Raw genomic sequence first — 14116 nt, 5'->3', positions numbered from 1 at the left:
TTCAGGGCTTGTGGAGCGTTTTGCCTCAGGCACGGGCGCGCATCAGTTCGATAAAGCGATCGAACAGCGGTGCCACGTCATGAGGACCGGGGCTTGCTTCAGGGTGACCCTGGAAGCTGAACGCCGGGCAGTCAGTACGCTCGATCCCCTGCAGGGAACCATCGAACAGGGATTTATGGGTCGCACGCAGCGTGTCCGGCAGTGTTGTCTCGTCGACAGCAAAGCCGTGGTTCTGGCTGGTGATCATCACGTGAGTGCTGTCCAGATCCTGTACCGGGTGGTTAGCACCGTGGTGACCGAACTTCATCTTCGCGGTTTTTGCACCGGAAGCCAGCGCCAGCAGCTGATGACCCAGGCAGATACCGAAGACCGGCAGTTTGGTCGCCAGAATTTCCTGGATCGCTTCGATTGCGTAGTCACAGGGTTCTGGATCGCCAGGGCCGTTGGACAGGAAGACGCCATCCGGATTCAGCGCCAGCACGTCAGCAGCCGGAGTCTGTGCGGGAACGACAGTCAGGCGGCAGCCGCGCTCAACCAGCATACGCAGGATATTGCTCTTCACACCGAAGTCGTAAGCGACTACGTGGAAGTCCTGGTCAGCGCCAGCGATCTCTGCGTGGCCTTCACCCAGCTTCCAGGTGCTGGAGTTCCACTCGAAGCTCTCTTTAACGCTGACTTCGCGCGCAAGATCCATACCCTGCAGACCGGGGAAGGCGCGGGCAGCTTCCAGAGCTTTAGCTTCGTCGATCGCATCGCCGGCCATGATGCAGCCGTTCTGTGCACCTTTCTCACGCAGAATGCGGGTCAGGCGACGGGTATCGATATCGGCAATACCAAGAATGTTATTCTCGCGCAGGTATTCATCTAGCGCTTTTTCGCTACGGAAGTTGCTTGCCAGCAGCGGCAGGTCACGAATGACGAGCCCAGCAACCCAGAGGTCACGGGATTCTTCATCCTCGGCATTGACGCCGACGTTACCGATGTGCGGATAGGTGAGCGTGACGATCTGGCGGCAGTAGGAAGGATCTGTGAGGATCTCCTGGTAGCCGGTCATCGAGGTATTGAATACCACCTCACCACTGGACTCTCCATCGGCGCCAATCGCTACCCCCCGGAATACGCTGCCATCTTCAAGGGCCAGAATGGCTGGTCGCGTCAATTGAACCTCCCCGCGCGTGCGCTAAAAATTTTATGAACTGAAAGAGAGTGCCGCCTCAGGCGTGAAGCCCAAAAGCCTCTAAACACCGCCCCATACGTGCAAAAAAGCGAGGTCAGGCCCTGGGCCCACCTCGCTTTTACAAAAATTCTGCTGATTCGCCGCAGAGCTGCGGCTAAAACCGGCAATATTTTAGTGTATGCCGCCGTTCCTGTCCACGTAAGCTGACAGGATTCTGTGCACTCATTCACCGCCTGGTAAACGTTACCGATTCACAGCTGCCAATCAGCTTCCCCAGTAACGCACCCGGCCGGTATCAACATGGATAAAGTTGGACTCGCTGTAGAGCCCCACACCACCCACTTTCAGATCCACTGCCATCTTGTGCAACTGATGCAGGTCCATACCGGGCATACGAATATCCATCGCCTTGCCCTGCATATGCAGGCTTTTTTTCGCAACACCATTACTGTTGGATCGCAGCATGTTGTTGGTCTTGGGAGAGCGGTAGCCGGAGATAATATCGAAAGGCACTTTCCGCCCCGTTCTCAGCCTGAGTACGTGGAGCATGTCGATCAGTGCCGGATCCATCGGATGTACGTCACCAGTCCGAAAATCGCGCAACACATGATCGATTTCGGCCAGGCTTTCACTGAGGTAATTGCCTTTTTCCCAGTAGGTCAGCTTCACTTTCTCGCCGGTGTGCAGGTTATGCAGGGCGATGTGACGCTCGTGTTCATGGGGGATATTGGCAAAGGTTTTGGGGACATAAAGCCCTGCAGCGGTGGCTGCAAAGCCCTTGATAAAGCCGCGGCGGGAGAGAGGTGCGGCCAACCTCGTACTACGTTTGAACGGCACTCGTGTATTACCTCAGGGTGTCGATTCTTAATTTAATCCTTTGGCTATAAATCCCTTCAATAGTTCAAATACTAACCACTAAAGCAACAAATGTATATATTTTAATCACTTGTATGCCGCTACACGGGTATCCGGCAGCAGCCCGCCAGATTCAAGGCGCGCCTGGAGCTGACCGTCGAGACCATAGATATCGGGCCGAAACTGAGCCAAACCCTGGGGATCAACCCAGGCTGAAAGATAGACAAGATAGACCGGCACAGACTCCGGCAGAGTGCGGATTCTTTTCTCCCCCGCCGCCAGCGCCGATTCGTACCAACTCTGCATCGACGGTGAGCTGGCGATCAGCCGCTGCGCCAGCTGGTCGATCCCCTCGACACGCACGCAGCCAGAGCTAAACGGCCGCAGCGGCTTATCGAATAGATATTTAGACGGCGTATCGTGCAGGTAGATCGAATAGGGGTTATCCATACCGAACTTCAACTGCCCCAGCGCATTTCCCGCCCCCGGCGCCTGAATCAGACGGATATTCCCGGGCGCCTGCCAGTCGATCTCTTCTGGGTCAACGAACCCCCAGCGCCCCTCGCTGTACAACTGCACCCGCACCTGGTTTTCCGCCAGCCAGTTGATATCTTCGCGTATTTTAGGCAACAGGTCCTCACGCATGATCCGATAGGGTACGGTCCAATCGGGATTCACGGTGAGATAACTCAAATCAGACTGGAAGGAAGGGGTTGGCCGCCGTGGCCGCCCGGTGATGGTCTTGGCGTAGAGGCTTACCTGCCCCTTCTCTACCAACTCAAGAAAATAACCCGCAGGACTGACAAGAATATAGCGCTGCCCAAGCTCGCGAGGCATCCAGCGCCAACGCTCCAGGTTCGCCTCGATCTGTGTCAGCCGCTGCTCCAGGGTACGGTTCAGTTCGGCCAGGGTTTTCGGCCCAACGACGCCATCCTCAGCCAAGCCATGGCGCGACTGGAAATTTTTCACCGATTCAACAAGCAGCTGGTCGTAAAGATCCGGTGCGGTTTCCATGGCCAGAGGATCAGGCTGGGCATCACCCAACTGCACCAGCCGTTCTCGCAGCGCCGGCACCAGAGACGACTGATCTCCCGCTTCCAGCAGCCCATCCAGCTGCAGCACGCCAGGCTCTGCGGTTTTCGCCAGCGCACGATAGCGCCCGTAAAGATCGACCAGGGCACGATACTGAGGCGAAGCGGGCGCCAGCACCTCAGCCCTGTCACGCACTGAACGCTGCTGTAGCGCCAGCCAGGCCTGATCAACAGGATCTATCGACGGACGCGGCAGATACCAGAGGCGGTCCAGTTCAGCCTCATCCTGCCCGCGACCTACATCATTCAGCAGGCGTATCAGCGCGTCCGATAACAAAAGATCACGCACGCCAGGGTCGCTCTCATCGCTGAGGCGACGGTCGTGATAGCGTGAAGCTGGCAGGCCCTGGGCATAAGCAAAATCCACGGCCGTAAGCAGTGAATCGATCAACCCGGTATCAGGATTCTGTTCAGTATCGTGCCAGAGGTAGGGGGATGCGGAGCGTTCATAGAGGGCATGCAGACGGAGCCAGTCCGGTGCGACCTCCCCCTCGGTCTGGATGAACTGGCCCTTGACCGCCGGCAAAGCCGCGGCCGAGACGTTTAAAGTGCCGAATGCAGTCAGCAGCGATAGCAACAGCAACCAAGACAGGGGAAACAGACTAACGGACATGAGCACACCCCCAACATCGGGTTGTGAGCCAGCATCCGCTGCCAGCTCCATGCTCTAACTATAGACCCAGCGGCCGGTCAGATCACCTCTGCGAGGTTGCCTTTGCTCTCCAACCATTGTTTGCGGTCAGAAGAACGTTTCTTGGCCAGCAGCATATCCATAATTTCGAACGTATCGTCGCCATCGGTCAACGTTAGCTGCACCAAACGCCGGGTATCCGGCGCCATGGTGGTTTCGCGCAGCTGCATCGGGTTCATCTCGCCGAGACCCTTGAAGCGCTGCACATTGATCTTGGCGTTGCGCCGCTCCGCCTTGATCCGTTCGACGATGCCCTGCTTCTCCTCTTCATCCAGTGCGTAATAGACCTCCTTACCAGCATCTATGCGATAAAGCGGCGGCATCGCCACATAGACATGGCCGGCCGCTACCAGCGGGCGGAAGTGCTGCACGAACAAAGCACAGAGCAGCGTGGCGATATGCAGACCGTCCGAGTCCGCATCGGCAAGAATGCAGATACGGTTATAGCGCAAACCATCAAGCTTATCGGAGCCGGGATCGACACCGATCGCCACGGAGATATCGTGAATCTCCTGAGAGGCCAGTATCTCGCCGGACTCCACCTCCCAGGTGTTTAGAATTTTACCGCGCAGCGGCATGATCGCCTGGAATTCACGGGAGCGCGCCTGCTTGGCGGAACCACCTGCGGAGTCACCCTCCACCAGGAACAGCTCGGCCTGGGTCATATCCACACCAGAGCAGTCCGCCAGCTTGCCCGGCAGCGCCGGCCCCTGAGTAACCTTCTTGCGCACCACCTTCTTGTTGGAGCGCATACGGCGCTGGGCGTTGGCGATCACCAGCTCGGCGATCTTCTCCCCCTCCTCCACATGGCGGTTTAGCCAGAGGGAGAAAGCATCCTTCACGGTACCGGAGATAAACGCGGCGATCTGGCGTGAGGAGAGGCGCTCCTTGGTTTGCCCTGCAAACTGTGGATCACGCATCTTCGCGGAGAGGATGTAGCAGCAGCGTTCCCAGACATCCTCAGGGCTCAGCTTCACGCCGCGCGGCAGCAGATTGCGGATCTCGCAGAACTCACGCATCGCATCAAGCAAACCGGAACGCAGGCCGTTGACGTGGGTACCGCCCTGGGCGGTGGGAATCAGGTTCACATAGCTTTCGGCGGTCACTTCACCACCCTCGGAGAGCCACTGCACCGCCCATTCCACGGCATCTTCGGTGCCCTGGAGGTGCCCGGTAAACGGCTCGGCCGGCAGGGTTTCGTAAACCTGGGTATTGCCCTTGAGGTAAGCCACCAGGCCATCCTCGTAATACCACTCCTCTTTTTCCTTCTTGGCGCCGCTGGCATCGGTAAACACCACGCGCAGCCCCGGGCAGAGCACCGCCTTGGCGCGCAGGTTGTGCTTCAGGCGGGAGACGCTGAACTTGGGGCTGTCGAAGTACTTGGGATCGGGCAGGAAACGCAGCGTGGTACCGGTGTTGCGCTTGCCGCAGGTATCCACCACTTCAAGATCGGAGACCTTCTCGCCGTCGGCGAAGCCGATCTTGTAGACCTGACCATCGCGTTTGATCTCCAGGTTGAGCAGTTTGGACAGCGCATTAACCACGGAGACACCCACGCCGTGCAGACCGCCGGAGTAGGTGTAGTTATCATTGTTGAACTTACCGCCGGCGTGCAGCCGGGTCAGGATCAGCTCGACACCGCTGACGCCCTCTTCCGGGTGGATATCCACCGGCATGCCGCGGCCATCATCGCTGACCGACAGAGAGCCATCATCATGCAGGGTCACATCGATGCGACGGGCGTGACCGGCCAGCGCCTCATCCACGGAGTTGTCGATCACCTCCTGCGCCAGATGGTTGGGGCGGTCGGTCTCGGTGTACATACCCGGACGCCGTTTTACCGGGTCCAGTCCGCTCAGTACCTCGATCGCTTCGGCGTTATATTGCTTCGACATCCGTTTTTGTCCTGTAATCAATCTGCGCTTGCCGGCAGCGGCGTCGGCTCAGGGAGCTCGATGCGGCCGTCAGCAAAGGCGAAAATAGCGGGAATCAATTGTTCAAACCGGTCAAACCCATGGCTGCCACCGGGCTGCACGAACTGGGGTGAGCCCCGGTATTTATCCACAGCCTGGCGGTAATCCAGCGTCTCATCCGCCGTCTGAACCAGCAGCAGGTAGCGCGACGGATCAACCGGTGCCGAAGAATCCAGCGCCAGCAACTGGCGCAGATGCTCGTCGGTGAGCTCATACTCTTCGTTGGTATAAAGGTTACTGGTGCTACCCAGCCAGTCACGCAGCAGATCGTAGGGCCGCACCGCCGGGTTTATCAAAACCGCGCTCAGGGACTCACCCCGGGCCAGCGCTTTTTCCACCAGATAACTGCTGTAATAGCCACCCAGGGAACTGCCTACCAGCACAACCTGCTCTCCAGCGCACTGTTCCAGTTCCTGCCCGAGCTGTTCCATCGCCCGTTCCGGCCAATGAGACAGTGCCGGACAACGGAAGCGTTCAGCCAGCCCCAGGTTCTCCAGCGCCTGCTGAAAAACCTGTGCTTTCCAGGAAGCCGGTGAGCTGTTAAAGCCGTGCACATAGATATATACCGGATCGGCCATCAGCAACACCTGTTAAAGATCAGTTAGATGCCGGGAACGTTACCCAAGCTCCGAGCCTTGCGCAACCGGCCCCACACGCTCCAGCCCGGACTCGATACCACCATCGGCATCCAATCGGTACCAGCGATAGCCAGGCCGCGCGTCCGGTCCTTCGGTTTCCAGCAGAAAATCAGCCTGCGCCGGACGGAACTGCACGCTGGTTGAGGGTGAGCACCAAAACTGCGCCTGGCCGATACGCCGGCTCTGAGCCTGATGCAGATGACCACAGATCACCGCCTTCACCTGAGGTGCAGATTGCACCAGCTCGGTGAAGGCTGCAGTGTTAGCCAGCATAATCTGATCCTGCCAGTCACTCGCCGTGGAGAGAGGATTATGATGCAAAGCGATCAACACAGGTCGTTCAGGGGATTGAGCCAGACGCTGCTGCAGCCAACGCAGCTCTTCCTCACTCAAGGAGCCGCTACCGCGACCATCGGGATGGCTGGTGGAATCAAGCAACAACAGACGCCAATACCCCAGATCGACCTCTTCCTGCCCACAGGGCATGGAAGTCGCCGCACGCATAGCGTCGATCTCATCGTGGTTACCGGGGATCCAGTGTCGCTCCCCAGGTAGCGGCGCCAGGATGTCGAGCAGACGCAGGTACGCGTCAGCACCACCATGGTGAACAAGATCACCGGTCAGCAGCAGATGATCAATGGGCTGCCCGTTCGCCACCAGATGATCGACAACCTGGGCCAACTGCAGGTCCACATCGATATGGCGAAACAGCTGCCCCGGTTGCGGCATCAGGTGACAATCGGTGAGCTGCAGCAGGTAGATCGAATCGGAGCGAGCTTCAGCCAACGAACACCGGCTCCATCAGGTGGCCATGACTGAGGCACTGGCTCAGGCACTCACCAAGAAAGTCGTTCAACTGGGCTTTCTCGTCCGGCTGATGCATCTGCGGATTGGGATAGGGGTAACGTCCGGAGAGCTGACGACGCTGGCGGATGCAGATCACCTCGGCCATGCAGGCGTCATGATAGAGCCGCACCAGCAGCTGCGGTGCATCCAGCCAGCGGGAATCACTCTCCAGCTGCTGACTCACCATCACCGTGGTGGTGTAACGGAAACGCTCCTCGACCTGCAGACGCACGACCGCACTGCGCCCCTGCCAGCTGATCTGGTACTCACGCTGATCCTGAGCATCCAGATCCGGCAGCAGCTTCAGCAGCCGTGCATAATTTGCTTCGCAGACAGAACCCTGTCGCGACAGGTCGGGTACATACTTGCGTTTCATCGTTACTCTGCCAGTTCCTCGTTACGACTCGCTATTTCGAATAGTTTGGCGATTCAATTCAAGCCACTGTAGACCAATTATCGCCGGTCCACTATTGATGCGCCCGTTACGAACAAGTTCAAGGGCTTCATCCGTTGCCAAAACACGCACGCGAATATCCTCCCCCTCTTCCGCCAGGCCGTGCACGCCACCCGCCTCACGGGCATCGACACAGGCAAACGCCAGGTCGATCCACTCGTCGCAGGCGCCGGGGCTGGGCAGAAAGCGGGAAATTTTTTTCACGCCACTGAGTTTGATACCCGCTTCTTCATCACTTTCGCGGATCGCCACATCCTCAACACTTTCACCCTCTTCGACGATTCCGGCAACCAGCTCCAGCAGCCAGGGCCCTTCGGGGGCGTCCAACGCACCGATGCGAAATTGCTCGACCAGCACCACCGCATCCTGGCGCGGATCGTAGAGCAGCACGCAAACTGCACTGCCGCGACGGAAAATCTCGCGGGTGATGCGCACTTCGCCACCCTGATAACGTTGATGACTGAGTGTCAGGCGGTGCATCTTGAAGTAGCCGTCAAAGACGCGCTTATCTTCTTCGATACGATAGTCGTCCCTGCCAAAGTCGGCCTGCCAGGTTTTCTGCATTCGTCGCTCCCGGTTTGAGATCGACTTACTATAACGCGTTTAGCGGCGGCCTGGCGAAGCCAGAGGAAAATCGATGACTGCGCCGGAAGGGAAAAGGAAACTCAGGCGCTGCGGCGCCCGGTCGCGGAGAGCCGCGGGGCTCGTCTCGGGGAGATATAAAGCGCGTTGCCACCCATCGCCTTGGCTTCCTTCTTCGCCTCGGCGGCAAGCTCGGCTACTTCATGACAGCTGGAGCACTTGTAGGGGTCAGGATGTACTACACCGATCGCCAGGCTCAGCAGCGGAAAAAACGACTTTTCGCCATTCCGGTCCTGCGCCCAGATCCCACCCGCTTCAAGATCGGAGGCACGGCTGAGCGCCTGCACCCGCTCTTCAAAGGCGGAGAGAATCGACTCACAGGTTTTGCGCCAGTCGTGGTGACGGAACAGCACGACAAAATCATCGCCGCCCACGTGTCCCAGGTAGTTATCGTCGGCGGAAACAAAACGCACCAGCAGCTCGCCGAGCTCGCGGATCACCTCATCACCGCGGGTGTAGCCATAACAGTCGTTGAAAGGCTTGAAGTGATTGAGGTCGAAATAGGCCACATGAAAGTCACACGCCTGCTGCAGCAGCCGATCTACCTCAGAGTTGATCGGCACATTGCCGGGTAACATGGTCAGCGGATTGGCGTAGCGGGCGTTGCGGATTTTCAGCTCCGTCATCCGCTTCAGCAGATCGCGCACGTTAGCCATTCCGAGGTAACAGCCATCTTCAATAACCACCAGATCCTGCTGGATCAGCAGCGAGTCCTCCTGCTCGGTCACCATCAGCGACACCCGCTCCAGCGGCATATCGCTGGGCACGATCAGCGCATCCTTGCGCATCAGACGCGTGACCGGCTTCTGCTCGTACAGGGCGCGACCATACTGCGCCGAAAACAGCTCCAGCAGATCGGCGCGACGCACTACCCCCACCGGCTCCCCATCCACCAGTACCGGGACAGCGATAATCTGTGGGTCGTTGCGGAAGATCTCATTCACATCCTGCAGCAGATCTTCCGAGGACACTGCCGGAATCGTCCGCACCAGCACTCGGGCGGTATCCGCCTGGGCCAGCATTCGCATATCGCCCCGGTTCTGCAGGTAGCCGTGACGCACCACAAGAGGCTCCATCAACAGGTCCGGCTCCTGAGCCGGACGCCCGAGCAGAAATCCCTGACCATAGCGCACACCCATCTCCTGCAGGGTATGCAACTCTTCGAGGGTTTCTATACCCTCGGCGATAATCTTGCAGTCCAGGGTATGGCCGATATTGCAGATAGAGCGCACAAACTCGCGCTTGACCGAATCCTTGTCGATGCCGCGGACAAAATGCATATCGATCTTGACGTAATCGGGATGCAGCTCCGACCAGAGCTTAAGCCCTGAGTAGCCGCTGCCCAGATCATCGATGGCGATGTGAAAACCCATTTCACGGTAGTGCTCCACGGCGGAGCGGGTCAGGCCGTGGTGATCGAAGGGATGCTGCTCCGACAGCTCGACGACAATGTTTTCACGGGGAATCCCAAGCTCAGCCAGCAACTCGGCGGTAAAACCGTGCTGATGCTCAGGCGTGCTCAACAACGAGGCCGACACGTTCAGAAACAGCTTGCCCTGCATCCCCAGGGAGGAAAAACTTTCGATGGAGCAGCGCCGGCACAGCAGCTCGAGGCGATGCAGCAGATGATTGCGGATCGCCGCGTTGAACAGATGATAGGGAGAGTGCAGAGAAGTGCCCCTGGGGCCACGAATCAACGCCTCGTAACCAAGACACTCCCCCGTCGACAGGTCGACTATCGGCTGAAAAACCGGGTAGAGGCGCTGCTCACGAATAATATCCGCCAACAGCTCCGCCTCCGCCTGCCCAGTATCAACTTCTCCATCCTTAAAACCGCGCTGATCCATCTGCTACCACCTGCAAAACAACCGCTCAATGGTTCAGTTTATGGCGGTGCTGTGACAGCTCGGTGACAGGCGGGATGGGGCTCAGGCGACTTCCATCTCACCGATGGAGAAACGGCGCAGCTGCTGAATCTCCTCTGCCCATATATCGGGATCGATGGTCTCCAGCACCAGCGGGATCTCTTCAAAACGGGAATCCTGCATGATGTAGCGGAACACCGCCCAGCCGATCTCACCCTGCCCGAGGCTGTGGTGGCGATCGACACGACTGTCGAGCGCGGCCTTGGAGTCGTTGATATGCATGCCGCGCAGGTATTCAAAGCCCACCGTTTGCGCGAACTCCGCGAAGGTCGCCTCACAGGCTTCGGTGGTGCGCAGATCATAGCCCGATGCGAAGGTGTGACAGGTATCCAGACAGACACCAACGCGTGACTTGTCTTCCACCTGATCGATAATCTCGGCCAGCTGTTCGAAACGGCAGCCCAGGTTGGAGCCCTGCCCTGCGGTATTCTCGATCACCGCCGTAACCCCCGCCGTCTTATCCAGCGCCAGGTTGATCGACTCAGCAATCCGCGCCAGACAATCGCTCTCGCTGATCTTGCGCAGATGGCTGCCCGGGTGGAAGTTCAACAGCGTCAAACCCAGCTGTTCGCAGCGCTGCATCTCATCGATAAAGGCGTTACGCGACTTCTCCAGCGCCTCCGCTTCCGGATGCCCCAGATTGATCAGATAACTGTCGTGAGGCAGGATCTGATCAGCGCGAAAGCCGTGCTTTTCACAGTTGCGCTTAAAGGCGTCGATACTCTTGCTGGTCAGCGGTTTAGCATCCCAGCGACGCTGATTCTTGGTGAACAGCGCAAAGGCGTTGGCGCCGATTTCGGCAGCATTCAGCGGTGCGTTTTCCACACCGCCGGAGGCACTGACGTGAGCTCCTACGTAGTACATATCTCTCCCAAGCTAAATCGTAGCGAGCGGCTCGTGGGCAAGGCGCACGGCGCGCAGGAAGCGGAGTGTATAAGGTATACATGACGCTGCCGAGCACCGCGCAACGCAGCCCACGGGTCGCGCAGTAGATTTATTAAAGTTTGCAGGCACCGCCCAGGCAGTCGTCGAAGTCCATCGACTCCAGCTCTTCCTTCTCCGCATGCAGGGTGCGGATACGACCCAGCAGCTGGCCTTCGGTGCTGTCGTTGGCCTCAACGCCGGCGCGCTCAAATACGGCCAGCAGTGCGCTCAGTTCTTCCAGGTTCAGTTCGTGCATGATTTGCTCCCACTTGGGTTTAGGCAGGGTTATACAGGTTGCAGCTGCTCTACCATCAGCTGCAGATTCCGCTGACCGCGGAACTCATTTACATCCAGCCGGTAGACCACTTCAACTTCGGTCACCGACTGATCCGGCCACTGCCGGGTATCTATATTAAAGGCGATGGCATCCAGCGCCATGCCCGATTGCGGCTCCATCAGCACCAGCTTGAGGTGGCGCTGGCCGACGATACGCTGCTGTAGCAGGCGGAAACGACCATCGAAACGTGGCTCCGGGAACTGATGCCCCCAGGGGCCCGCCTCACGAATCAGCTCCGCCAATTCGATATTGAACTGTTCCGCGTGCAGCGCACCATCGGTCACGATCCTTCGGGTCAGTGCCGCTTCATCCAGCTGCCGCCGCACCTCCTGATCAAAGGCCTCGCGAAAAGTCGCCAGCGACTCCTCCGCCAGGGTCAGGCCGGCCGCCATGGCGTGGCCGCCGAACTTTTTGATCAAGCCGGGATGACGGGCATCAATGGCCGCCAGACCATCACGGACGTGGAAACCGTTGATGGAGCGTGCCGAGCCCTTGATCTCACCGTTATCCCCCGGCGCAAACGCGATCACCGGGCGGTGCACCCGCTCCTTGATGCGCGAGGCAAGGATGCCGATCACGCCCTGGTGCCAGCCGGGATCGAACAGCGACAGACCATAGGGCAAGGCATCGTCATCGAGCTGCAGCTGATCCAGCAACACCAGCGCCTGCTGCTGCATCTCCTGCTCGATGCCGCGGCGTTCCTTGTTGAGGTCATCCAGCGTACGCGCCAGATCCAGGGCGTAGTCCTGGTCATCGCTGAGCAGACACTCAATACCGATCGACATATCTTCCAGGCGGCCAGCGGCATTCAGCCGCGGCGCCAGGGCAAAGCCGAGGTCTGTGGCGGAGAGGATATCGCGACGTCGGCCAGACACCTCGATCAGCGCCAGAATACCGGGCCGCGCCTGACCGGCACGGATCCGCTGCAGCCCCTGATACACCAGAGTCCGGTTGTTGTGCTCCAGCGCTACCACATCGGCTACCGTACCCAGCGCCACCAGATCGAGAAAGCTGGCCAGGTTGGGCGGCTTGATCCCCCGCTCGGCAAACCAGTTCGCTTCCGTCAACGCGCGACGCAGAGCGATCATGACATAGAAGATCACACCGACACCGCAGGTGGACTTGGCCATGAAGTCACAGTCAGGCTGATTCGGGTTGACGATGGCGCAGGCCGCGGGCAGCTGCTCACCGGGCAGGTGGTGATCGGTCACCAGCACATCGATACCCAACTGACGAGCGCGCTCGACCCCCTCGATACTGGAGATACCGTTGTCCACGGTGATGATCAGCCCCGGCTCCTGAGTCGCCGCCACATCGACGATCTCCGGGCTCAGACCGTAACCGAACTCAAAGCGGTTAGGTACCAGGTACTCAACACTGGCGGCACCGAACTGGCGTAACGCCAGCACGGCCAGTGAAGTACTGGTCGCACCGTCACAGTCAAAGTCACCGACGATGAGGATCGCCTCGCGCCGCTGCAGCGCCTGCACCAGCCGTGTCACTGCCGCCTCCATGCCATGCATGGCGGAATCGGGCAGCAGCTCTTTCAGCTGACGGCCCAGCTCATCCGGTGTGTTGATACCACGGCTGGCATAAATGCGCGCCAGTACCGGATGCAAACCTGAAAGCGCGCTCGGCAGATGCTCGGGCGCAGGACGTCGTTCAATAAAAGATGAGGTCATGGTGTTACGGTTGCAGCGCTATCTGATGGCAAGGGAGCCGGAAATAGTTGACTGGTTTTGCCGCTCAGGTAATAGGCGACGAGCCCCACCCACTCCCGCAGGACGGTCTCGGTATCGCGCAGATTCTCCCACAGACTGGGGTCAAGCCGGGTTCCATTAGTGCTCAGGGCGCGGTAATCCACAGGGTAAGCGGTGATCCCCCAGCCTTGACGGCGAAAGACGCCTATTGAGCGTGGCATATGAAACGCAGAGGTCACCAGCAGCCAGTTACCCTCAGGCACGCCACCCAGCTCATCCAAGGTGTAAACGGCGTTTTCGTAGGTGTTACGCGAGTTGCGCTCGATAATCAGCCGGTCGGCCAGTCCCAGGCTCTGCAGGTAGCCTGCCGCCACATCGCCACCACGAAACTCCGGCCGCAGCACCGAGCCGCTTCCGCCGGTGAAGACGATCTTCGCATTTGGAAACTGGCGTGCCAGCATCGGTATCATCAACAGACGCTCACCGGCCTGGTTGACCTGAGGCTGCCCCCAAAACTCGCTCTCCTCCGCCAATTCACCGCCACCCAGCACCACGATCCCGGCAACGTTGTTGAGTTGCTGTGGCTGTGGAAAACGTTTTTCCAGCGGCATCAGCAGCGCATCACCCAGAGGCATCAGCATAAACAACAGGAACAGAATCAGGTCGCAACCCAGCAGCACGCCGCCGAAGCGCTTCCAGCCGACCCAGAGGCTGAACAGGCCAAGCAACAGCATCCAGACCAACAGATGATCGGGGCGGGCAAAAAACCAGAACAGCTTGGAGATACTGAAGAAACTATCCATGGCGCCCTCCCTGCTAAGGAGTCCGGAACGGGAGAAGGAGAAAAAGGCCCGGAGATCTCC

Annotated in this window: 13 protein-coding genes; all 13 read right to left on the bottom strand. The window is 58.9% G+C overall.

Features of this window, described 5'->3' with window-relative positions; genetic code table 11:
• Window positions 1-25: 25 nt before the first annotated feature.
• Window positions 26-1159 (bottom strand): glutamine-hydrolyzing carbamoyl-phosphate synthase small subunit, encoded by a 1134-nt coding sequence (carA, locus tag CLV83_RS16845; protein WP_132295108.1) that lies wholly within the window; start codon window positions 1157-1159, stop codon window positions 26-28.
• Window positions 1160-1441: 282 nt separating this feature from the next.
• Window positions 1442-2014: a peptidoglycan L,D-endopeptidase MepK gene (mepK, locus tag CLV83_RS16840; protein ID WP_132295105.1), complete on the bottom strand. Its 573-nt coding sequence runs from the start codon at window positions 2012-2014 to the stop codon at window positions 1442-1444.
• Window positions 2015-2119: 105 nt separating this feature from the next.
• Complete coding sequence (locus tag CLV83_RS16835; RefSeq protein ID WP_165900334.1) at window positions 2120-3736, bottom strand: L,D-transpeptidase family protein; 1617 nt, start codon at window positions 3734-3736, stop codon at window positions 2120-2122.
• A gap of 77 nt (window positions 3737-3813) precedes the next feature.
• A complete protein-coding gene (gene parE / locus CLV83_RS16830; RefSeq protein ID WP_132295099.1) occupies window positions 3814-5709 on the bottom strand; it encodes a DNA topoisomerase IV subunit B in 1896 nt (631 codons plus the stop codon).
• A 17-nt stretch (window positions 5710-5726) separates the two neighbouring features.
• Window positions 5727-6365, bottom strand: coding sequence for a YqiA/YcfP family alpha/beta fold hydrolase (locus CLV83_RS16825; protein WP_132295096.1), 639 nt, complete (start codon window positions 6363-6365; stop codon window positions 5727-5729).
• Window positions 6366-6404: 39 nt separating this feature from the next.
• Window positions 6405-7211 (bottom strand): phosphodiesterase, encoded by an 807-nt coding sequence (locus CLV83_RS16820; protein WP_132295093.1) that lies wholly within the window; start codon window positions 7209-7211, stop codon window positions 6405-6407.
• Entirely contained in the window at window positions 7204-7647 is a 444-nt protein-coding gene (locus CLV83_RS16815) for a DUF1249 domain-containing protein (protein WP_132295090.1), read from the bottom strand. Before CLV83_RS16815 ends, CLV83_RS16820 begins: the two co-directional genes overlap by 8 nt.
• Window positions 7648-7668: 21 nt before the next feature.
• Window positions 7669-8289, bottom strand: coding sequence for an NUDIX domain-containing protein (locus tag CLV83_RS16810; protein ID WP_132295087.1), 621 nt, complete (start codon window positions 8287-8289; stop codon window positions 7669-7671).
• A gap of 101 nt (window positions 8290-8390) precedes the next feature.
• Entirely contained in the window at window positions 8391-10214 is a 1824-nt protein-coding gene (locus CLV83_RS16805; protein WP_132295084.1) for a GGDEF domain-containing protein, read from the bottom strand.
• An 81-nt stretch (window positions 10215-10295) separates the two neighbouring features.
• Window positions 10296-11156: a deoxyribonuclease IV gene (gene nfo, locus CLV83_RS16800; RefSeq protein WP_132295081.1), complete on the bottom strand. Its 861-nt coding sequence runs from the start codon at window positions 11154-11156 to the stop codon at window positions 10296-10298.
• 133 nt (window positions 11157-11289) lie between these two features.
• A complete protein-coding gene (locus CLV83_RS16795) occupies window positions 11290-11472 on the bottom strand; it encodes a hypothetical protein (RefSeq protein WP_104004896.1) in 183 nt (60 codons plus the stop codon).
• 29 nt (window positions 11473-11501) lie between these two features.
• On the bottom strand, window positions 11502-13235 hold the full coding sequence (gene recJ / locus CLV83_RS16790) for a single-stranded-DNA-specific exonuclease RecJ (protein ID WP_132295078.1): 1734 nt from the start codon (window positions 13233-13235) through the stop codon (window positions 11502-11504).
• Entirely contained in the window at window positions 13232-14056 is an 825-nt protein-coding gene (locus tag CLV83_RS16785; protein WP_132295075.1) for a YdcF family protein, read from the bottom strand. The genes recJ and CLV83_RS16785 overlap by 4 nt, the downstream gene beginning before the upstream one ends.
• Window positions 14057-14116: the final 60 nt, after the last annotated feature.

Source organism: Marinobacterium mangrovicola, from assembly GCF_004339595.1.
Taxonomy (GTDB): Bacteria; Pseudomonadota; Gammaproteobacteria; order Pseudomonadales; family Balneatricaceae; genus Marinobacterium_D; species Marinobacterium_D mangrovicola.
This window is presented reverse-complemented; position numbering and strand designations above follow the sequence as displayed.

Bases quoted from the DNA above. Each gene is read 5' to 3' on its own strand.
- recJ (WP_132295078.1), bottom strand. From the start codon at position 13,235: ATGACCTCATCTTTTATTGAACGACGTCCTGCGCCCGAGCATCTGCCG.
- CLV83_RS16825 (WP_132295096.1), bottom strand. From the start codon at position 6,365: ATGGCCGATCCGGTATATATCTATGTGCACGGCTTTAACAGCTCACCG.
- CLV83_RS16805 (WP_132295084.1), bottom strand. From the start codon at position 10,214: ATGGATCAGCGCGGTTTTAAGGATGGAGAAGTTGATACTGGGCAGGCG.
- CLV83_RS16810 (WP_132295087.1), bottom strand. From the start codon at position 8,289: ATGCAGAAAACCTGGCAGGCCGACTTTGGCAGGGACGACTATCGTATC.
- nfo (WP_132295081.1), bottom strand. From the start codon at position 11,156: ATGTACTACGTAGGAGCTCACGTCAGTGCCTCCGGCGGTGTGGAAAAC.
- parE (WP_132295099.1), bottom strand. From the start codon at position 5,709: ATGTCGAAGCAATATAACGCCGAAGCGATCGAGGTACTGAGCGGACTG.
- CLV83_RS16835 (WP_165900334.1), bottom strand. From the start codon at position 3,736: ATGTCCGTTAGTCTGTTTCCCCTGTCTTGGTTGCTGTTGCTATCGCTG.
- CLV83_RS16815 (WP_132295090.1), bottom strand. From the start codon at position 7,647: ATGAAACGCAAGTATGTACCCGACCTGTCGCGACAGGGTTCTGTCTGC.
- CLV83_RS16795 (WP_104004896.1), bottom strand. From the start codon at position 11,472: ATGCACGAACTGAACCTGGAAGAACTGAGCGCACTGCTGGCCGTATTT.
- CLV83_RS16785 (WP_132295075.1), bottom strand. From the start codon at position 14,056: ATGGATAGTTTCTTCAGTATCTCCAAGCTGTTCTGGTTTTTTGCCCGC.